This window comes from Methylobacillus arboreus, assembly GCF_020532725.1.
GTDB classification, from domain to species: domain Bacteria; phylum Pseudomonadota; class Gammaproteobacteria; order Burkholderiales; family Methylophilaceae; genus Methylobacillus; species Methylobacillus arboreus.
In genome coordinates, this window is the sequence record NZ_JAJAVC010000004.1 from 168,211 (window position 1) to 187,697 (window position 19,487).

General features: G+C 56.1%; 19 protein-coding genes. 13 read left to right on the forward strand and 6 right to left on the reverse strand.

Annotated features, from left to right (window positions below):
- The first annotated feature begins 31 nt into the window (after positions 1 to 31).
- From dapF to xerC, 3 genes are read left to right on the forward strand one after another with little or no spacing between them, the layout of a single operon-like run.
- Complete coding sequence (dapF, locus tag LG198_RS05695) at positions 32 to 862, forward strand: diaminopimelate epimerase (protein ID WP_230342216.1); 831 nt, start codon at positions 32 to 34, stop codon at positions 860 to 862.
- A 29-nt stretch (positions 863 to 891) separates the two neighbouring features.
- Positions 892 to 1,581, forward strand: a complete 690-nt coding sequence (locus tag LG198_RS05700; protein ID WP_230342217.1) for a DUF484 family protein — start codon at positions 892 to 894, stop codon at positions 1,579 to 1,581.
- A 5-nt stretch (positions 1,582 to 1,586) separates the two neighbouring features.
- Positions 1,587 to 2,462, forward strand: a complete 876-nt coding sequence (gene xerC, locus LG198_RS05705; protein WP_230342218.1) for a tyrosine recombinase XerC — start codon at positions 1,587 to 1,589, stop codon at positions 2,460 to 2,462.
- On the opposite strand, the gene moaC is transcribed toward xerC, so the two are convergent.
- Positions 2,463 to 2,942, reverse strand: a complete 480-nt coding sequence (moaC, locus tag LG198_RS05710; protein WP_230342219.1) for a cyclic pyranopterin monophosphate synthase MoaC — start codon at positions 2,940 to 2,942, stop codon at positions 2,463 to 2,465.
- Between the two features lie 77 nt (positions 2,943 to 3,019).
- Between moaC and LG198_RS05715 the strand changes: the two genes are divergently transcribed.
- The 3 genes from LG198_RS05715 to soxZ are packed head-to-tail and all read left to right on the forward strand — an operon-like array spanning position 3,020 to position 5,210.
- On the forward strand, positions 3,020 to 4,444 hold the full coding sequence (locus tag LG198_RS05715) for a M48 family metalloprotease (protein WP_230342220.1): 1,425 nt from the start codon (positions 3,020 to 3,022) through the stop codon (positions 4,442 to 4,444).
- Complete coding sequence (locus tag LG198_RS05720) at positions 4,441 to 4,890, forward strand: thiosulfate oxidation carrier protein SoxY (RefSeq protein ID WP_230342221.1); 450 nt, start codon at positions 4,441 to 4,443, stop codon at positions 4,888 to 4,890. Before LG198_RS05715 ends, LG198_RS05720 begins: the two co-directional genes overlap by 4 nt.
- Complete coding sequence (gene soxZ / locus LG198_RS05725; protein WP_230342222.1) at positions 4,890 to 5,210, forward strand: thiosulfate oxidation carrier complex protein SoxZ; 321 nt, start codon at positions 4,890 to 4,892, stop codon at positions 5,208 to 5,210. The genes LG198_RS05720 and soxZ overlap by 1 nt, the downstream gene beginning before the upstream one ends.
- An 80-nt stretch (positions 5,211 to 5,290) precedes the next feature.
- On the opposite strand, the gene LG198_RS05730 is transcribed toward soxZ, so the two are convergent.
- The 3 genes from LG198_RS05730 to LG198_RS05740 all read right to left on the reverse strand — a co-directional run bounded on the left by LG198_RS05730 (position 5,291) and on the right by LG198_RS05740 (position 8,086).
- Complete coding sequence (locus LG198_RS05730; RefSeq protein WP_230342223.1) at positions 5,291 to 6,364, reverse strand: NAD(P)-dependent alcohol dehydrogenase; 1,074 nt, start codon at positions 6,362 to 6,364, stop codon at positions 5,291 to 5,293.
- Positions 6,365 to 6,475: 111 nt separating this feature from the next.
- Complete coding sequence (locus tag LG198_RS05735) at positions 6,476 to 7,450, reverse strand: PDDEXK family nuclease (RefSeq protein ID WP_230342224.1); 975 nt, start codon at positions 7,448 to 7,450, stop codon at positions 6,476 to 6,478.
- Between the two features lie 12 nt (positions 7,451 to 7,462).
- On the reverse strand, positions 7,463 to 8,086 hold the full coding sequence (locus LG198_RS05740) for an HdaA/DnaA family protein (protein WP_230342225.1): 624 nt from the start codon (positions 8,084 to 8,086) through the stop codon (positions 7,463 to 7,465).
- A 238-nt stretch (positions 8,087 to 8,324) separates the two neighbouring features.
- Here LG198_RS05740 and purM point away from each other — a divergent pair, with 238 nt between their 5' ends.
- From purM to LG198_RS05775, 7 genes are all read left to right on the forward strand, one after another.
- The gene (gene purM, locus LG198_RS05745) at positions 8,325 to 9,365 is read left to right on the forward strand and encodes a phosphoribosylformylglycinamidine cyclo-ligase (protein ID WP_230342226.1); all 1,041 of its coding nucleotides are present in this window, start codon (positions 8,325 to 8,327) and stop codon (positions 9,363 to 9,365) included.
- Positions 9,366 to 9,471: 106 nt separating this feature from the next.
- A complete protein-coding gene (locus LG198_RS05750; protein WP_230342227.1) occupies positions 9,472 to 10,173 on the forward strand; it encodes a DUF3108 domain-containing protein in 702 nt (233 codons plus the stop codon).
- Positions 10,163 to 11,272 (forward strand): DUF3108 domain-containing protein, encoded by a 1,110-nt coding sequence (locus LG198_RS05755; protein WP_230342228.1) that lies wholly within the window; start codon positions 10,163 to 10,165, stop codon positions 11,270 to 11,272. The genes LG198_RS05750 and LG198_RS05755 overlap by 11 nt, the downstream gene beginning before the upstream one ends.
- Positions 11,273 to 11,276: 4 nt before the next feature.
- Entirely contained in the window at positions 11,277 to 12,527 is a 1,251-nt protein-coding gene (locus tag LG198_RS05760) for an RsmB/NOP family class I SAM-dependent RNA methyltransferase (protein ID WP_230342229.1), read from the forward strand.
- Positions 12,528 to 12,544: 17 nt separating this feature from the next.
- Entirely contained in the window at positions 12,545 to 13,804 is a 1,260-nt protein-coding gene (locus LG198_RS05765) for a dicarboxylate/amino acid:cation symporter (protein WP_230342230.1), read from the forward strand.
- A 258-nt stretch (positions 13,805 to 14,062) separates the two neighbouring features.
- Positions 14,063 to 14,512, forward strand: a complete 450-nt coding sequence (gene azu, locus LG198_RS05770) for an azurin (protein ID WP_230342231.1) — start codon at positions 14,063 to 14,065, stop codon at positions 14,510 to 14,512.
- Between the two features lie 166 nt (positions 14,513 to 14,678).
- A complete protein-coding gene (locus tag LG198_RS05775; RefSeq protein WP_230342232.1) occupies positions 14,679 to 15,239 on the forward strand; it encodes a peroxiredoxin in 561 nt (186 codons plus the stop codon).
- A 14-nt stretch (positions 15,240 to 15,253) separates the two neighbouring features.
- Here the strand turns inward: LG198_RS05775 and LG198_RS05780 are convergent, their stop codons facing one another.
- Positions 15,254 to 18,343, reverse strand: a complete 3,090-nt coding sequence (locus LG198_RS05780; RefSeq protein WP_230342233.1) for an efflux RND transporter permease subunit — start codon at positions 18,341 to 18,343, stop codon at positions 15,254 to 15,256.
- Positions 18,340 to 19,434, reverse strand: a complete 1,095-nt coding sequence (locus LG198_RS05785; RefSeq protein WP_230342234.1) for an efflux RND transporter periplasmic adaptor subunit — start codon at positions 19,432 to 19,434, stop codon at positions 18,340 to 18,342. Before LG198_RS05785 ends, LG198_RS05780 begins: the two co-directional genes overlap by 4 nt.
- Positions 19,435 to 19,487: the final 53 nt, after the last annotated feature.

Consider the following 19,487-nt stretch of genomic DNA (forward strand, 5'->3'; position numbering starts at 1 on the left):
ATAGGTCGATGGCCCCAGTTCAAGAAAATATATGAAACTCACTTTTACCAAGATGCAGGGCATAGGCAACGATTTTGTTGTGGTTGACGGCTATAGCACGCCAGTCAATCTTGATGCGGCCGCCATCCGTCGCCTGGCAGACCGTCACTTCGGCGTCGGGTTCGACCAATTGCTGCTGGTGGAGCGGCCCACTGTGGCAGGTGCCGATTTTCGCTACCGTATCTTCAATGCCGATGGCGGCGAAGTGGAACAATGTGGCAATGGCGCGCGTTGCTTTGTCCGTTTTGTTCACGACAAGGCGTTGACCGGCAAGCAGGAAATTCGCGTGGAAACGGCGCGCGGCATCATTCTGCCCAAACTTGAGGACAACGGGCTGGTCACGGTCAATATGGGCGAGCCGCGTTTTCAGCCTGCCGAGATTCCTTTTGTCGCTGATGGGGAGAGTGTCACTTACCCCCTGTCATTGGAAAACCAGATGCTGGAAATTTCCACTGTTTCCATGGGCAACCCGCATGCGGTGACTGTGGTGAGCGATGTGGAAACAGCACCCGTGGCGAGCCTTGGGCCTTTGGTCGAACATCATGCGCGTTTCCCCCAGCGGGTCAATGCCGGTTTCATGCAGGTGGTGGACGCACACCATATCCGCTTGCGCGTATTCGAGCGTGGCAGTGGTGAAACCCTGGCCTGTGGCACTGGCGCGTGTGCTGCTGTAGTAAGCGGCATCAGGCGCGGCTTGCTGCAATCCCCCGTCAGGGTCACGACACGTGGCGGCGAACTGACGATTGCCTGGGATGGCGGGCAGCAACCGGTTTTGATGACCGGCCCTGCAGAAACGGTATTTGAAGGCAGCATTGATATTTAACAGCCAAATGGCTATTGCAAGGAATCAGCATGGAACCACAAGACCAGAATAACGAAGCGCAGGCGAATGAATACCAGGTGACAAGTTACCTGCGGGCGCACCCGCAGTTTTTCGAACATCATACGACGCTGCTGACCGAGCTGTACCTGCCCAGCCCGCACGGACAGGGCACGATTTCCTTGGCGGAACGCCAGCAGCTGGCGCAGCGCGACCGCATCCGCGTGCAGGATGCCAAGTTGGCGCAGTTGATCAAGTATGGAGAAGAAAACGACGCGATCAGCGAAAAAGTGCACCGGCTCAGCCTGGGTTTGCTGGCTACCGAGGACCTGGGAGTACTCTTGACCCTGTTGGAGCATGGCTTGCGCGAAGATTTCCAGGTGCCGCATGTGGGCCTGCGCCTGTGGGCGCAGCCGCGTAATGCCGGGAACCGCGAGTTGCCTGCCTTTTCTGATGTGGACCAGGAGCTACAGCGCTGGGCTGGCGGCCTGGGCGCCCCCTATTGTGGCAATCGGCCAGGCATGCCATTGCAGGGCTGGTTTGGCGCAGAGGCGCGGCCTGCCTCTTTTGCCATCATTGCATTGAAGGGCGAACAGGTATTTGGTTTACTCGCGCTGGCTAGTGATGATGAAAAGCGTTTCTACCCCGACATGGGCACGCTCTACCTCAAGCGCATCGGCGAGCTGGTGAGCGCTGCCTTGCTGCGTCATATCACCGTTTAGCCAGCATGGATCACTTGCAGCTGTACCTTGAGCATCTGCAATTCGAGCGCGGCTTGAGCCGGCTTACCGTACAAAACTACCGGCGGGACCTGGAATTGCTGCTCAGCCTGAAGGCGGAGCTTGCGCTGGCTGAGTTGCAGCCTGCCCATATCCGGCGTTTTATTGCCGCGCTGCATGGCCGCGGCCTGAGCGGCAAGACGATTGCGCGTCACCTTTCAGGCTGGCGCGGTTTTTTCGACTTCCTGGTCAAGCGCCATGGGGCGACCAGCAATCCTTGCCACGATATGCGCGCGCCCAAATCTCCCAAGTCCCTGCCCAAGGCGCTGGCTGTAGACCAGGCGGTGCAGTTGGTGGAAATGGAAGGCGAGGACACACTCTCAATACGGGATAAGGCGATACTTGAATTGTTTTATTCCTCAGGCTTGCGCCTGTCCGAGGTGACCGGGCTCAACCTTGCTGACCTGAACCTGCCTGAGGGTACGGTAACGGTGACCGGCAAAGGGAACAAGACCCGTATCGTGCCCATGGGCAGCCATGCCATCAAGGCCATGCAGAACTGGCTGGCAGTGCGCCAGCCAGCATCCTCTGGGGATCAGCAAGTGGTTTTCCTTAACCGGGCGGGCACCCGGATCAGCGGCCGTTCCATCCAGTATCGCATCAAGCAATGGGCGCTCAAGCAGGGAATCAGCAGCAACGTGCATCCGCACATGCTGCGCCACAGTTTTGCCAGCCATGTGCTGCAATCTAGCGGCGACCTGCGTGCGGTGCAGGAGATGCTGGGCCATGCCAATATCAGCACTACCCAGGTGTACACGCACCTGGATTTCCAGCATTTGGCGAAGGTGTATGATGCTGCGCATCCACGCGCGCGCAAGAAATAGTTATTCCCCTGCCTGCCAATGTCCTGACTTGCCGCCGAGCTTTTCCAGCAAGCGGATTTCACTGATGACCATGCCGCGATCCATGGCCTTGCACATGTCGTAAATCGTTAATAATGCCACGCTGGCGGCAGTGAGGGCTTCCATCTCCATCCCGGTGCGGCCCACGGTTTCCGCGGTCACCTGGCAATGCACGGTATTCTGGGAGTGGTCGATGCTGAATTCGACGCCGACTTTAGTGAGCGGGATGGGGTGGCAAAGCGGAATGAGGTCGGAAGTGCGCTTGGAGCCTTGTATGGCGGCAATACGGGCAATGCCCAGCACATCGCCTTTCTTGGCGTTGCCTGTTGCTATGGTGGACAGGGTTTCTGGCTGCATGCGGATGCTGCCGCTGGCGACTGCCACACGTCTGGTTTCAGATTTCCCGCCAACATCGACCATGTGGGCCTGGCCGCTGGCATCGAAATGGGTGAGCTTGCTCATGCGGATTCCTGAGTGATTGCCAGGATACATCACAGACCCTGGTGAACTTGATGCTTGAGGTTGCTATCATAGCAACGATGAAAGCGCTTTATCCAATCGTATTCCTGATCAGCTTTGCACCGTTTGCGCTCGCAGATGGCCTGCCTGAGCTTGGCGACTATTCCGCCACCGTCATGTCGCCGCTGGATGAACAGCGCATTGCCGACGAGATCATGCGCGACGTCTATGCCAGCAGCCAGGTGCTTGAAGACCCTGAAATCAATGATTATATCGATGATCTGGGGCACCGGCTGGCCGCCAACAGCCCGGACAAATACCAGCGCTTCAATTTCTTTGTGGTCAAGGATAACAGCATCAATGCATTTGCCATGCCGGGTGGCGTGATCGGGGTGCATACCGGCCTGTTGCTTGCAGCCAAGAATGAATCCGAGGTTGCCGGGGTGCTTGGCCATGAAATCGGCCACGTGGTGCAGCGCCACCTTGCGCGCATGCTGGCAAGGCAGAAGAACGATTCCGTCATCAGCATGGCAACCATGGCGCTGGCTTTGCTGGCGGCGCGCAGCAACCCGCAACTGACAGGCGGTGCGCTCACCGCTGCCACTGCCAATTCGATACAGAAGCAGATCGACTATACCCGCGAACACGAGCGTGAAGCTGACCGCGTAGGCTTGCAGATACTGGAGAATGCCGGATTCGACACGCGCGCCATGCCTTCCTTCTTTGAAACGCTGCAAAAGGGTTCGCGCTTCTCGGAGGGCAGTGCGCCTGCTTTTCTGCGGACCCACCCCCTGACCGTGGAACGGATTGCCGATGTGCGCAATCGTGTGGAGCAGGGCAGCTTTCGCGTGATACAGGAAAGTGCCGAGTTCCACTTCGTCAAGGCCAAACTGCTGGCTAATATAGGCACCGCGGATAGCGCAATCAACATCTTCCGCATCAACCTGCAGGAAAACAACTTTAGCAATGAAGCAGCGCAGCATTACGGCATTGCCCTCGCCATGCTGCGCAAGAACGACCTTGACGGCGCGCGCGAGCAGGTCAACTGGCTGCGCAAGAATACGGTGCCCAATGCCATGATAGAAACAGTAGCGACCAGGATAGCCGTGGCAGGCAAGGATCCTGCCGTGGCGGAGCAGCAATATCTGGAAGCCCTGGGCACTTATCCGGAACATCGTGCATTGATCTACGGCTATGCCGAGCACCTGTTGAACTCCAGGCAAGTCGACAAGTTGCTGCAACTGATCGCGGACAAGCAATCGCAATTCCCGGACGACCCGTATTTCTATGAGTTGAAGGCGCGTGCCTATAGCACGCAGGGCAAGTCGCTGCTTATGCACCATGCGCAGGGAGAAGCCTATGCGCGGCGTTACAACCTGCGCGGAGCGCTTGAGCAGATGGATCTTGCCACCAAGGCGCAGGATGGCGACTTCTATGAGAAATCCATTGTCGAGGCGCGCCGCAACCAGCTGCGCCAGCAGCTTGACGACAAGAGGCGCGATTGAACCTCAGGCTTAAACCCGGGCGTCGTACGCTATTGCAGCTGGTTTCTGCTTTGTTGCTTACGCCTTGGCAGGCTTGGGCAGCCATCTGGAACAAACCTGCATTCGAGATGGATAACGCTGATGTTGCCGGGCAGGAACTGCAAGGCAACAGCGCCACTCACAGCCGGGAAATCGAGATTGTGGCGCCCAAATCTGTCGCGCATGGCGAGGCAGCGCAGATCGAAATCATGAGCCGGATTGCCGGCACAGAAGCGATTGCGATTTTCGCGGAAAAGAATCCGGTGCCGCTGGTTGCCAATTTCACATTCAGTCATGGCGCACAGCCTTATATTGTGACCCGGATCAAGCTGGCCGGAAGCCAGAAGGTTGAGGCAGTGGTCAAGGCGGGTGGACAGTATTACCAGGCCAGCCGCTACATTCGGGTCAGGAAAGGCACAGCAGGCTGATGGCACATTATGCAGGCATAGTCGGCATGCATGCGCGGCTGGAGAACGGTGTGGCCGAGGTCGAGCTGACGATAGCTCACCCGATGCAAACTGGACATGGCACAGACGCAACTGGTGCGAACATTGCTGCGCATTTTATCCAGTTGCTGCAGGCCGAACACAACGGTAAAGAGATTATGCAGGCACAGTGGGGCACGGGCGTGGCCCGCGATCCCTACCTGGTGTTTTATGTTGCCGGTGCCATGCCAGGCGATACCATCAGCGTAGCGTGGCATGATAACAAGGGACAGACTGGCCAGCAGGCCATCATACTGGACTAGTGCGGCAGGCGTTGTTGCCTTGCGGTACTGCGGGCTGTTGTGCTGATCTGTTGGCCGCTATTAAATCACTTCCAAATTCTTTAAGGCGTGATTGCCACCTTCATCACGCCATCGCGCTGGTTGGCAAACAGTTCATAGGCTTCGTTGATCTGGCTCAGCTTGAAGCGGTGTGTCACCAGCTTGCTCAGGTCGGCGCGGCCGGAACCCACGGCATCCATCAATCTGCGCATGCGTTCCTTGCCGCCTGGGCATAGCGTGGAGACGATGGTGAAGTCTCCTAGCCCTGCGCCGAAGGCATCAAGCGGCAGCTTCAGTTCGGTAGAGTAGACACCGAGGCTGGACAAGGTGCCGCCCGGACGCAGCACGCGCAGGCAGGACTCGAAGGTCTGCTGCACGCCCAGTGCCTCAATCGCCACATCCACCCCGCGGCCATCCGTTAGTTTCAATATTTCCTGCACTGGGTCATGGGTCTTGAAGTTGACCACATGGTCCGCGCCAAGCGCACGTGCAATGGTCAGCCGTTCCGGCACTGCATCCACACCGATGATCTTGGTGGCGCCCAGCAGTTTTGCGCCTGCCACGGCGGAAAGGCCGATGGGTCCGAGGGCAAATACCACCACGGTATCGCCGATCTTGATATTGCCGCGCTCGGCACCGGAGAACCCGGTAGACATGATGTCCGGGCACATGAGCACCTGCTCGTCGCTCAGGTGGTCAGGAATCACGCTCAGGTTGGCCAGGGCATCCGGCACGCGCAGGTATTCAGCCTGGCTGCCGTCAATGGTATTGCCGAATTTCCAGCCGCCTGCCACTTTGAAGCCGTGCGGGCTATCAGGCCCGTCCTGCGCGCCGATGCCGCACAGGCAGGCGTTGGAGTAGCCGCTGGGCGTAATCGCGCCAGCAATCACGCGCTGGCCTACCTTGAAACCATGTACTTCGGAACCGAGCCTTTCGATAATGCCGACAGGTTCATGGCCAACGGTCAGCCCGGTAGCAACAGGATATTCCCCTTTGAGAATATGCACGTCGGTGCCGCAAATCGTGGTGGTGGTGATGCGGATCAATGCATCCAGCGGGCCGATTTCGGGAATGGGTTTATCTTGCAACTCGATGCGTCCGGGGGAGACGAATACCGCAGCTTTCATGTTGGACATGTAATACTCCTTTTTGTAGAAGGGTTATTCTCTATAGTAACAAAATTCCACCTGCTTGCCTGTGATAGCTTTGTTATAACAGTTTCCCGGGAGTGCAGGGAGTTTGGATTACTACAACCGCATCAGGTGGGTCAGCAGGTTCTTCTGGCTGGTAAAGGTGATGTCATACATGCTGGTGAGGCCTTGTGCATGCTCGTCGGGCAGGTCGGCAACACAAAGCAGGAACTGGGATTTCTGCAGTCCCAGGCTTTTCTTGAGCAAGCGGTATTTCTCGATATAAGGCTTGTAATCCCCGCTTTTGCACTCAATGCAGATCGGGGTTTCCTGATCCAGGAGCAGAAACACGTCCAGTTCGTACACATCCGCATTGGGCAGCGTGATCTTGGCATTGCGTGCGCAGGAGAATGGCAGGTTGCGCTGGCTGGCAAAATCCAGGGTTTGCATCAAGGCATACCATTCCAGCCAGATGCCATTGAAAAACTGACGGATGACGGGCGAGGGCTGCAGGATCAGGCGCAGGCTTTTCTCACTTTTCTGTTGTACCAGGCGGCTCAGGAAAGCGTAATCATGCAACTGCTTGCAAAAGTGCGTAATGCGGCTGATCTCATCCGCTTTGCGGTTGGCCAGCTTGATCGTCGTGCCATTATAGTTTTCCTTGTAGGCATGGCATATCTGCCCGATCAAGGGGCGTAGGGTGGCATAGTCCTCGGCAATGGCATTGGCGACTTCATCGAAAAAGCCGGTGGTGTCCACGGCTTTGGGGTTGATTTCGACGGCGATCTTCTTGCGTTCGAACCAGCGGAGGATAGGTAGCGCCTGCCCGGGGCTGGACAGCATCTCGGTACTGGAAAAGTCCTGGGAGCGTGGTGTCTCGGCAGGGGCGGCATCTTCCTCGGATTCGCTGGCTTGCAACCGCTTCAGCGATTGATGCAGTGCAAAGTATTTTTCCAGCAGCTTGCTGACGAAAAAGGTCGTATCCCACACCTTGTTCTGATGCTGGCACTTGGGGCAGGGAATATCCTGTCCGATCAGTGCGGCTTCAGATTCCTGAATGAAATTGCAACGGCTACAGCGGAAAATGGCCATGGTTGCGGCTTTCTATTGGTTGGCAGAAGCTTGCAGCAGCTGCTTCAGCAAAGGTAGGGTCACGGCCCGCTTGGCAGTGAGCGACCACTCATCAAGCGCATCTATGGTGGCAATCAGGCTGGGCATATCACGGCGAAGGTGGCGCAGGCAGTACTCCAGCACTTCATTCGGCAGTTTCATGCCGCGTGCGCTGGCATGGATTTTCAATGCCTGGGTTTTTTCTTCATCGCTCAATGGATGGAGCTGATAGCTCAGCCCCCAGGCTAGGCGTGTCGCAAGGTCATCGCGCAAGCTCATCTGGCCCGGCGCGGCAATGCCGCTCGCTAGCAGCCGGCCGCCGGATTCGCGCAACTGGTTGTAGAGGTCGAACAATGCAATCTGCTCGTCATCGGAAAGCAGGTGCACGTCATCCACGCAGATCATGTTGAGGCCAGAATCGCTGGCGAGCGCGTTGCAAGCCTGTATGAGGTGGGTTTTGCCGCAGCCGCTTTCTCCCCAGAGATAAATAAAACGCGCGTCATCGTTTTCAAGCACGGTGCGTTTCAACTGGAACAGCGCCTCGGCATTGCGGCCGGTCACAAAGTTGTCCAGGCTGGGCGCGGCAGGTGGCTGGATATCAAGAAGTAGTTGTTTCAATGCGGTTCACTTGCAAATTGTGGTGGGCAAGCATGGCACGAAGGCCATTTTCCTGCCGCGGTCTTTAAGAGAGGCTAACAAAATTCTCCTGGTGTTGTTGCCCAGCCTGCGGCAGAGCGCCTAGCCAGAAGCTTCGCTGAGTTTTGTTAGCCGCTCTTTATTATCGTTTGCCGACTATTATCAGGTAAAATTACGCCCTGATTATCTAAATTTATCTTGTGGAAAGCGAGAACTCAACTTGAATTCTGAAAAAATCTCGATTAGCTATCGCGATGCCGGTGTAGACATTGAGGCCGGGGACGCCCTGGTTGAGAGAATCAAGCCATTTGCAAAACGTACCATGCGCCCCGAGGTGCTCGGGGGAATCGGCGGCTTCGGCTCCCTGTTCGAGGTGCCGAAAAAATTTAAGAATCCGGTGCTGGTTTCCGGCACCGATGGTGTAGGTACCAAGCTGAAGCTAGCTTTCCAGCTCAACAAGCATGACACGGTGGGTATCGACCTCGTCGCCATGAGTGTCAACGACATCTTGGTGCAGGGCGCCGAGCCACTGTTCTTCCTGGATTACTTCGCTTGCGGCAAGCTGGATGTGGATGTTGCCGCCCAAGTGGTGCAGGGTATTGCCGCTGGCTGTGAGCAGTCCGGCTGTGCGCTGGTGGGCGGGGAAACCGCTGAAATGCCAGGCATGTACCCGGCAGGCGAATATGACCTTGCGGGTTTTGTCGTCGGCGCCGCCGACAAGGATGCCCTGATTGATGGCTCGACCATTGCCGAGGGCGACGTGGTGCTCGGCCTTGCCTCGAATGGCGCGCATTCCAATGGCTATTCGCTGGTCCGCAAGCTGATCGATATTTCCGGCGTGGATATGGACAGCGATTTTTACGGCCGGCCCTTCCGTGATGTGGTGATGGCGCCAACACGCATCTACGTGAAGCCCTTACTCAAACTATTGCAGGCGGTGAAAGTAAAGGGCATGGCGCATATCACCGGCGGCGGCATTACCGAAAACGTGCCGCGCGTATTGCCTGCAGGGCTGACTGCCGAGGTGCGCCAAGGCAGCTGGGAGATTCCTTCTCTGTTCTCCTGGCTGCAGGAGCAGGGCAATGTCACCGACCAGGAAATGTACCGCACTTTCAACTGCGGCATTGGCATGGTGGTGATCGTGGCGGAGCAGGATGCCGCAGCGGCCCAGGCCTTGCTGGCTGCCGAGGGCGAGCAGGTGTGGCAGATTGGCCGTATCCGTGCGCAGGCGGCGGGCGAGGCGCCCACCGTGGTCATATAAAGAACTAAAGCGGCATTCAGTTGCCAACTGGATGTCTGCTCGCACTCGCTCAAAGTGCTTGTCCGGGGCGGTGCAGTGCGCCGCCCTTCATGTTCTAGGAGGCCAAATGTCAATTTCCAGCATGCGTACCCTGAGTCTATTGTTGTTGTGCGTGAGCGGCATGGCGGTAGCCGCACCGAAACAAGTGCAGCTCACTTATGAAGCCACGCGCAACGGCCAGCCATTTGCCAAGGTGACTGAAACCTACCGTCAGGAAGGCAACCGCTATCGTATTGAAAGCGTCACCAAGGGCGTTGGTGTCTATGCCCTGTTTGGCGAGCGCAGGCTTACCAGCGAAGGCGAGGTGACGGCCCAGGGCTTGAAGCCCGCACACTTTGAGTTGCACCAGGGCGACAATGAAAAGCGCTCGCTCTATACCGACTTTGACTGGGGCGCGAACCAGCTCAAGATGAAGGTCAAGGGCAAGCTCAATACCGTGCCGCTCGAAGCTGGCGCCCAGGACCTCAGCAGCTTCGTATACCAATTCATGTTCGTGCCGCCTGCCGGCAACGAACTCAAGCTGCCCGTGACCACGGGCAAAAAGCTGCGCACTTACCATTACAATATCGACGCCAAGGATGAAGCCCTGGAAACGGCTGCGGGCAAGTTCAAGGTCATGCACCTGAGCGAGGCCGGGCCTGATGCAGATGAGGATGGAAAAGAGTTGTGGCTGGGTACTGAGCAGCATTACCTGCCGGTCAAACTTATGATGCTGGACGACAAAGGCAGCAAGATAGAACAGGTGCTCACCAGCATCAATGTGGAGTAGCGTTTTCAGCAGGCCTTCCTTTAAGCGCTGGCCTGCCGGGTTGGCGCTTGCGGTTCTGCTTTCACTATTGTTTCACCTGATGATTCTGGGGAGTGAATATTGGCATTTACCCAGCCTGGATTTCGCTAAACAGGGAGGCCAGGCGCAGAAGGTGCAACTGCTGGCAGCGTCAGTGCCAGCGCCTGTTGCGTCAGTACAACCGAAGCCGCAGCCTGAAAAACCAAAATCTTCACCCAAACCTGTTGCGCCTTTGGCGGTTGCGGATGAGCCTGTTGTGTACGATGGGCAGGAAGTCGCGTCACCGGAACCTGTCGCAGTCGAGCAGGGCGCGCAATTTTCTGATGAGCAGACAGGCGTGCCATCTCCTGCCGAAGAGCAAGTGCAGGAGCCGTCTATGGATGCGAGCAGCATGGCAGAAGAAGTGATAGCAGAAACCCATGCCCAGCCAACTTTCAGCTATATTGATACTGAGTTTGTGGTGTTGCGTGGCGAAAATGGCAGCAAGATCGGCGTGACCAACATTAGCTATCGCATGCAGGAAGATGGACGCTACGAACTGATCAGCGCCACAGAAGCCAAGGGACTGGCGGCGCTGGTGGTATCAGGGAAACTGCTGCAACAGAGCGAGGGAGCGGTTTCAGAGCATGGTTTGCGGCCAGAGCGTTTTGTTTATCAGTATGGCAAGGGCGATAACAAGAAGCAGCAATCCCGGTTTGACTGGGAGCAGCGCAAGTTGACGCTGGAAACGGCCAAGGGTGTGAAAACCGTGGATTTGCCCGAGGGCACGCAGGATATTTTGAGTTTTATGTACCAGTTCATTTTTGCACCGCCCTTGGAGCAGATGAACCTGAGTGTCAGCAATGGCAAAAAGTTGAGCGAATACAACTATAACTTCGAGGGCGAAGAAACCCTGAATACCGAGTTTGGCGCGGTTCGTACATGGCATATAGCCAAGACCAGCCAGGAAGGCAGCGAGAAAACTGAATTGTGGCTGGCAGTGGATTATCATTACCTGCCGGTTAAAATGCGTAAGACTGAAGAGGATGGCAGTGTGATTGAACAAGTGGCCGTCCAGATATCGACCGATTTATTGAAATGAGTGTATGAACCAGAATGTATTGAGGTTTGCCGGTGTGGCATTGGCGGATGTGTTGAGCAATACCGGCCCGGCGGATGCCAAGCTGGGCAGTTTTTTCCGCCAGCACCGCGAACTGGGCAACAAGGAAAGAGGCTGGATTGCCGAGTCGGTATACGGCGTATTGCGCCGCAAGTCCTTTCTTGCCCATGTCGCTGACAGTGAAGACCCGCGCCGCCTGTTAGTGGCATGGCTGGTCAGAGTGCAGGGAAACAGCCTGCGCGAGCTTGATGAACTCTTGAACAAGCAGCAGAAGGAATGGGCGCAGGAAATCAAGGCCAAATCCACTGAAGGCTTGAGCTCTGCCATCCAGGCAGACGTGCCGGAATGGCTATGGCAGCGGCTGGAGGCGCAATATGGCGCGGAAGAAGCCCTGGTGATTGCGCGCAGCATGCACAAGCCCGCAAGCCTGGATTTGCGCGTGAACCTGGTCAAGAGCAACCGCGACGAAGTGCTGGCGCGTTTTGCCAGTGAAAATGCGGCCGCAGAGCCAACGCCTTATTCTCCAACCGGCATCCGCCTGCCCCAGCGCATGTCCATCAACCGACATCCTTTCTTTACCGATGGCAAGATCGAGGTGCAGGATGAAGGCAGCCAACTTCTGGCGTTGCTGGTGGCGCCGCGCCGTGGTGAAATGATCGCGGATTTCTGTGCTGGAGCGGGTGGAAAAACACTGGCGCTGGGCGCATTGATGCGCAACACCGGCAGGCTTTATGCGTTTGATGTCTCGGAAAAGCGTTTGCATAATCTTGGGCAGCGCCTCAAGCGCTCGGGACTTTCCAACCTGCATAGCCAGGTGATCAGCAGCGAGCAAGACCCCAAGCTCAAGCGCCTCAACGGCAAGTTCGACCGCGTGCTGGTGGACGCGCCTTGCAGCGGCCTGGGGACATTGCGACGCAATCCCGACCTCAAATGGAAACAGACGCCGGATGACGTTGCAGAGCTCACTGCCAAGCAGGCAGCCATCCTGGCGCGTGCTGCCAAGCTGGTCAAGGCAGGTGGTAGGTTGATTTATGCGACATGCAGCTTGCTGGCCGAAGAAAATGAGCAACTGGCCGAGGCCTTCCTTGCCGCGCATCCGCAGTTCAAGCTGCTGGATGCAAGCGAGATTCTGGCGCAGCAGCAGGTGGCGCTCAATACCGGGACTTACCTGAAATTGCTGCCGCACAAGCATGAAACTGATGGTTTCTTTGCCGCGGTGTTCGAACTCGGCGCTTAAAAACACAAGGAAACAGTATGAAATTTCCCAGCCTGAACACACAGATATTGCTAGGTGCTGTATTGGGTATAGTGCTGGGATTTTTGCTTGGTAGTACGGAGCCGGGTTCTGCAGTGCAAGAGGCCGGCTTGTACACCAGCACAATGGTAGGCGGGATTTTTATCGGCTTGCTGAAAATGGTGCTGGTGCCGTTGTTGTTTACTTCCATCGTGGTCGGCGTTGCCAACCTGCAGGCGCACCAGCAGATGCACCGGGTGTGGATTTCCACACTGGTGTTCTTCAGTATTTCAATGGGTATTGCCGTGCTGCTGGCGCTGGTGGCGACCAATATCTTCAAGCCTGGTGCCGGCATGCATCTGAGCATGTTTGCCGACGCTACGCAGAATTTCCACAGCGAGCAACTCACGGTAGGTGAATTCTTCAGCCAGTTCATACTCGGTCTGTTTCAGAACCCATTCGCCGCACTTGCTCAAAGCAATATCCTGGCAGTGGTTATTTTTGCCCTGATTGTCGGCATTGCCATTGTCATTGGCGGCGAGCGTTACCGTCATTTCCTCGCCCTTATGCAGGAAGCGTTTGACCTGGTGATGATGATCGTTGGCTGGGTGATGCGCTTGGCGCCGTTCGGTATCATGGCCTTGCTTGCCAAACTGGTGGCAACCCAGGATTCCAGCCTGTTTGCCAGCATGGGCGAATTCATGCTGCTGGTGGTAGGCATCATGCTTGTGCATGGTGTGATTATCCTGCCGGGGATTCTTTATATCATCACCAGAGTGACGCCTTGGCAGTTCTGGAAAGGGGCGCGTGACGCACTGGTGACGGCATTTGCTACCAGTTCAAGCTCTGCCACCATGCCGGTGACCATACGTTGCACCGAGCAACAGCTTGGGGTCAAGCGCAATATTGCCGGGTTTGTCGTGCCGCTGGGCGCTACCATCAACATGGATGGCACTGCGTTATATGAAGCCTCCGCCGCTCTGTTCATTGCCAACCTGGTAGGGGTGGAACTTAATCTGGTGCAGCAACTCATAGTGTTTTTCATGGCAATGCTGGCATCAATTGGCGCGCCGGGGATCCCCAGTGCTGGTATGGTGACCATGGTCATGGTATTGCAGTCGGTCGGTTTGCCTGCCGAGGCAATCGCAATACTACTGCCCATAGACCGCCTGCTTGACACAGTACGTACCACGGTAAACGTTGAAGGTGATATGGTTGGCAGCCTGATCGTGCAGGAAATTGTGGCATCTTCTGAGCATAAACCTGTTGCAGGTGGATGATTTTGTATAGAATTGCCCGTTCTGTCATCCAAACCGGAACTGATACGTTATAGAAAGTGTGTTACTGGTACTGGAAAAAATAACTGGTTTAATTGATAATGTTTCTCAGTTAAACGTTGAGAAACAGACAATATGCCCTGATGCAGCAACAGTGCATGGACGCATAAGAGGCCAAAAGCTGTAGTTTGTTTGGTAGTAACAAAAGAGAAGTTCTATAACACAGGCAATATTGCCTAATTTTAGATGAGGGAAGTAATTATGAAATCCAGCAAAATCGTCGCTCTGTTGTTCGCTTCACTGTTCTCTGGTTCCGTACTGGCAGCTGGCTGCTCGGTGGATGTCGAAGCTAACGACGCTATGCAATTCAACACCAAGAACATCGATATTGAAAAGAGCTGTAAAGATTTCACTGTCAACCTGAAGCACACAGGCTCCCTGCCAAAGAACGTCATGGGCCATAACTTGGTGATCACCAAGACTCCTGACTTCAAGGGTGTGATGAACGATGGCGTTGCCGCTGGTGAAGCTGGCAATTTCGTTAAGGCCAATGATGCTCGCGTGATTGCTCACACCAAGCTGATCGGCGGCGGTGAGAAGGACAGCGTCAAGGTTGACGTAAGCAAGCTGAATGCTGGCGAAAAGTATACATTCTTCTGCTCCTTCCCTGGCCATGCCACCATGATGCGCGGCACTGTGACTGTTAAGTAATCTGGTACGGTAAACCAGTCTTAAGGCTGGTATTAGTAAAAGAGGCAGCTTCGGCTGCCTTTTTTACTATGGCAAGCTCTAATACTATGTGGCTGATGAGCAGATCAACCGCTCGGGAAGGCCAAGCAAAACGCGGCAACTTTCAATCTATGTCGGAAGAGATGTTATGAACAGCAACCTGTCCCAATTGCCTAGTGACCTACCAGTGCCTATTGACGATGGTGCGGCAGCGCATCTTGAGGGAGCATATCTGCCCAAGATATCTCTCCCTAGTACTGATGGCAATTTCGTTAACTTGGATGATCTTAAAAGCCGGTGGGTCATCTATGTTTATCCGATGACCGGCCGTCCAGATGTGCCTTTGCCGGATGGATGGGATGGTATTCCAGGCGCGCGAGGGTGCACACCCCAATCATGCAGCTTCCGTGATCACTATCAGGAGCTCAATCAACTCGGGGCAGGCGTTGTTGGCGTGAGTACTCAACCCTCTGAATATCAAAAAGAGGCACAAGACCGTCTGCATCTGCCGTTTCATCTGTTAAGTGACAGCTTCCTTCAGTTAAAGGGTGCTATGCGGTTACCGACCTTCACCGTTGCGGGGATGGAATTATTCAAGCGGCTGACGCTGATTGCCGAGGACGGCAGGATCAGGAAGGTGTTTTACCCGGTCTTTCCTCCGGATCGCAATGCCGACGAGGTGCTTGCCTGGTTGCGGCTAAATAGCTGAGTACGTCGCGTGGCTCAATGATAGCCAGAATAATCACTACGCCTGTTCCGCGCATTCATCACCAAAGAATAAGCTGCAGGCACTACTACCAGGGTGAGCAAGGTGGAGGAGATCATGCCGCCGATCACCGCAATGGAGAGCGGACCGTTGGTTTCGGCACCCGCGCCCAGGCCGAATGCGGCGGGGAGCAGGGCGAGGATGATGGTGAGCGAGGTCATAAGCACGGGGCGTAGGCGGATGGGGCAGGCTTCGCGCAGGGCAGCGTCAACGTTCTTGCCTTCATCACGCAACTGGTTGGTGAGGTCGATCAGCAGGATGGAGTTCTTGGCCACTAGGCCGATCAGCAGCACGAGGCCGATCATGGAGAAGATGTTGAGCGAATTGCCGGTCACCCAAAGCGCAAACACGCCGCCGATGATGGCGAGCGGTTGCGCCAGCATGATGATGAAGGGTTGCAGGAATGAGTTGAATTGGCTGGCAAGCACCATGTAAAGCAGGGTGAGGGCGAGGCCAAAGGCAAACAGCATGCTGGATACGGTTTTCTGCATTTCCTCGGCCTGGCCGGTCAGGTTGAGCCGGTAACCGGGGGGCAGGATTTCTGCGGCATATTCGCGCACGAGCTGTATGGCGTCGCCCAATGGCATGATGGGGTTGCTGTATAGGCTGGCGGCATATTGCAGGTCGAAGCGTCCGATCACGGCTGCGCCCAACGTCTGCTTGAAGCTGGCGACGCTGTCCAGGCGTACCAGTTCGCCGCTGCCACTGCGCAGGTAGATTTTCTTCAGGTCGTCCGGGTGCTGCAAACTGCCTTCTTTGGCCTTGAGGCGAATTTCGTAGCGTTGCCCGTCGCCGGGCTCGTCGTTGAAATCGGCAATGTCGATGCCGCCGGTGTACAGGTTGAGCGCCGTGGCAATGTTGCTGGCGGAAAGTCCGAGGCTGGCAGCGCGTATGCGGTCCACTTGCATGGTGAGCTGCGGCAGGTCGAGGTCAAGATCGAGGTCGACCTTGCCGATTCCCGGGGTTTCACCCAGCTTGCGCTGCATGGTTTTGCCCAACTGGCTGACCTGTTCCAGGTTTGGGCCGGTGATGTTGAATTGCAGTTTTTCTGAGCGCTGGCCGCCGATGATGGCGACAGGCACCGGGAACGCGCGTACGCCGGGAATCCTGTCCAGCTCGCTGCGCATGGCATGGATCAATGCCTGCTGGCTCATGCTGCGTTCGCGCCTGTCCTTGAGGCGGATGCTGACCGTGCCCTTGTTAACCTGTCCCTGGGCGCCGATCCCGATAGAGCTGAAATAGCTGGCAATCTGCTTGTCGTAACGCCGCAATATGGTTTCAATTTCCTTGAGGCGGCTGTTTGTATATTCAATGCTGGAACCTAGCGGTGTGCGGAAGGAGATCATGAAACGTCCTTCGTCCGAATCCGGGATGAATTCTTTTTGCACCTTGTCAAAGAAGAAACTGCTGAAAACCACGACCAGCACAGTCAGCAGCATGACTTTCCAGCGATGGTCCAAGGCCCATGCCAGCATGCGGCCATAGACATGGTCCATGGCGTTGAACATGCGACTAAGCCAGCCATAGAAGCGGCCTGTAGGTTCATGGGCCTTGAGGTAGCGCGAACACAGCATGGGAGTGAGCGTGAGTGAGACCAGCAGCGAAACCAGTACGCCAAAGGTGACGACCACGGCGAAGGATTTGAAGAACTTGCCGATGATGCCATCCATGAAAATCACCGGCGCGAAAATACATACGAGCGAGAAGGTGGCGGCAATTACGGCAAAAGCCACTTCACGGCTGCCGGTGATGGCGGCGGTGCGTGCAACGGCGCTAGGGTCGGCATTTGTTTCCTGGCTGCGCATGTTCAGGTGCCGGTAGATATTCTCCAGCACGACAATGGCGTCATCCACCACTACGCCAATCAGCAGCAGCAACGCCAGCAAGGTCATGGTGTTGAAGGTGAAGCCGGAAAAATACATGACCGCGACCGAGCCGAGCAGCGATACCGGAATGGCGGTGGCGATGATGAGCGTGGAGCGCACCGAGCGCAGGAATAGCCAGACGATAAACGCGGCCAGCAATGTGCCTTCCACCAGGTGTTCCTGCAATGCGCCGACGATTTCCTCAATGAACAGCGCATCGTTGGTGGAAATATCCAGCGTCATGCCCGGCGGCAGGCTGGGGCGTATTTCCGTATCCAGCCTGTGCAGCACTTCATTGATGATGGCGACGGTGTTGGCATTGGATACCTTGATAATACCCAACCCCAATGATGGGGTGCCATTGAAGCGTCCGAGCTGTCGGTAATCGGCAATGCTGTCTTCCAGCTCGGCGACATCCTTGAGCTTGATGGAGGCTTCATCACGATAAGCGACTATCATCTCGGCCATGTCACGCAGGTTGTGGAATTCAAGGTCCAGCTTCATGAGGTATTCAGCGTTGTTGCCGACCAGGAAGCCACCTGGGAGCTGCACGTGCTCGCGTTTGAACGCGTCGATCAGATCAGTCGCAGTCAGGTTGTAGGCCGCCATGCGCTCAGGCAGCACGTTAATGCGAATGGTACGGTCGCGGCGCCCGCCCAGCCGCACCTCGCCTATGCCGTTGATGGTTTCGAGTTTCTTCTTCAGGACATTGGAGCCATAAAGATTAAGCTGCTGCGCGGTACGGTCGCCGCGCAGGGCAAGCCACATGATGGGCTGGGCATTGGTTTCCACCTTCTGCACTTGCGGCGGGTCGGCATCGTCAGGCAGGCGGCGCAAGACTTCGTTGACCTTGGATTGCACCTCGTTATAGGCCACATCGATGTTCTTTTCCAGGCCAAAAGTAATCGTGATAACGGAAACGCCAGGCGAGGAGGAGGACTGGATGTGCTCTATGCCTGGCGTAGTGTTGACGGAAGATTCGAGGATACTGGTAATGCTGGCATCGACGATATCCGGGTTGGCGCCTTGCTGCGTGGTGGTGATCGAGATGATGGGAAATTCAATGTAGGGCAGGCGGTCTATACCGATGCGCTGATAGCTGATGATGCCGAGCAGCACCAGCAGGCCGGACACCATCCACGCCAGCACATGGCGCTTGATCGATATTTCCGGCAAGGTCATGGCTGTGCCTGTTGCGCCAGGGCCTGGACTTGTACGCGGATCTGGTCGGTGAGGAAGGCCGCGCCATCCACGGCCACGGTTTCACCGGCTTTCAGGCCTTCGAGGATCTGGATGCGACCATCCTGGTACATGCCGGTCTTGACGATGCGCTGGTGGGCCACTTCGTCTTCAATTACATATACCACTTCGCCGGCTGGGCGCAGCACCACGCTTTGTTCCGGCACCACCAAGGCAGATGCGTGCTCGCCAAGGATGATGTTGCCTGTGACGCTGGCGCCGGATTGCCAGCCGTGCTGGTCGACGATATCCACTAGTACGTCGATGGCGCGGTTGGTGCTGCCGATCACGGGCTTGAATTCACGCAATACGCCTTCTGCTTCTTCGTCCGAAGTCGGTGTTTTCAGCCTGACTTTGAGGCCGGGTTTCAGCTTGCTGCCAAGGTTTTCCGGAAACGGCAGATGCGCGCGCAAGCGCTGGTTGCTGATGATTTGCAGGATGGGGTCGCCCACCTTGACATAGTCGCCAGGAGAGACGATCTGCTTTTCAACCTTGCCGTCTATGGGCGAAAGCAGGCGTGTCTTGCTGCTGTTATGCGTAATGGTGGCCAGGCGGGAACGGGCACCTTCCAGCTGGCGTTTCAAGGCGATTTTCTGGGTTTCAAGTTCGTCGAGCGCATTTTGCGAGATGAAATTCTTTTCCACCAGCTTCTGGTTGCGCTCTACATTGCGCTCTTGGTTGAGCAACAGCGCTTCCAGCCGGGCCACCTCGCTTTCAGCCTCTTGTTGCTGCAAGGTATAGTCTTGCGGGTCGAGCAGGGCGATCACTTCACCCTTTTTCACCACCTGGCCTGGCCGGGCAAGTATTTTGAGTACCCGTGCCGGGACCTCAGCGGAAACGGTGGGGTCCATGATCCCTTCCAGTGTGCCGATAGACTGTTCGCGGATTTCGAGCCGGATGGTCTCGACATTGGCAACGCTGACCAGCGGCGGCAATGGGCCTTGTCTTGCGGTGTCTTCCTGTTTGCTGCAAGCGCTGGTAAATGCGGTGAGCATGACTAGCAGCGCGCCCGTCCCCAAATGATAAGCTGACATTTATTCTAGTTTTCCTGATGAATACCAAGCATACGCTGGCTCCTCTAACCAGC

Bases quoted from the DNA above. Each gene is read 5' to 3' on its own strand.
- LG198_RS05735 (WP_230342224.1), bottom strand. From the start codon at position 7,450: ATGGCCATTTTCCGCTGTAGCCGTTGCAATTTCATTCAGGAATCTGAA.
- xerC (WP_230342218.1), top strand. From the start codon at position 1,587: ATGGATCACTTGCAGCTGTACCTTGAGCATCTGCAATTCGAGCGCGGC.
- LG198_RS05750 (WP_230342227.1), top strand. From the start codon at position 9,472: ATGTCAATTTCCAGCATGCGTACCCTGAGTCTATTGTTGTTGTGCGTG.
- LG198_RS05775 (WP_230342232.1), top strand. From the start codon at position 14,679: ATGAACAGCAACCTGTCCCAATTGCCTAGTGACCTACCAGTGCCTATT.
- LG198_RS05755 (WP_230342228.1), top strand. From the start codon at position 10,163: ATGTGGAGTAGCGTTTTCAGCAGGCCTTCCTTTAAGCGCTGGCCTGCC.
- LG198_RS05730 (WP_230342223.1), bottom strand. From the start codon at position 6,364: ATGTCCAACATGAAAGCTGCGGTATTCGTCTCCCCCGGACGCATCGAG.
- dapF (WP_230342216.1), top strand. From the start codon at position 32: ATGAAACTCACTTTTACCAAGATGCAGGGCATAGGCAACGATTTTGTT.
- LG198_RS05715 (WP_230342220.1), top strand. From the start codon at position 3,020: ATGAAAGCGCTTTATCCAATCGTATTCCTGATCAGCTTTGCACCGTTT.
- azu (WP_230342231.1), top strand. From the start codon at position 14,063: ATGAAATCCAGCAAAATCGTCGCTCTGTTGTTCGCTTCACTGTTCTCT.
- moaC (WP_230342219.1), bottom strand. From the start codon at position 2,942: ATGAGCAAGCTCACCCATTTCGATGCCAGCGGCCAGGCCCACATGGTC.
- LG198_RS05765 (WP_230342230.1), top strand. From the start codon at position 12,545: ATGAAATTTCCCAGCCTGAACACACAGATATTGCTAGGTGCTGTATTG.
- LG198_RS05760 (WP_230342229.1), top strand. From the start codon at position 11,277: ATGAACCAGAATGTATTGAGGTTTGCCGGTGTGGCATTGGCGGATGTG.
- LG198_RS05785 (WP_230342234.1), bottom strand. From the start codon at position 19,434: ATGTCAGCTTATCATTTGGGGACGGGCGCGCTGCTAGTCATGCTCACC.
- soxZ (WP_230342222.1), top strand. From the start codon at position 4,890: ATGGCACATTATGCAGGCATAGTCGGCATGCATGCGCGGCTGGAGAAC.
- LG198_RS05780 (WP_230342233.1), bottom strand. From the start codon at position 18,343: ATGACCTTGCCGGAAATATCGATCAAGCGCCATGTGCTGGCGTGGATG.
- LG198_RS05700 (WP_230342217.1), top strand. From the start codon at position 892: ATGGAACCACAAGACCAGAATAACGAAGCGCAGGCGAATGAATACCAG.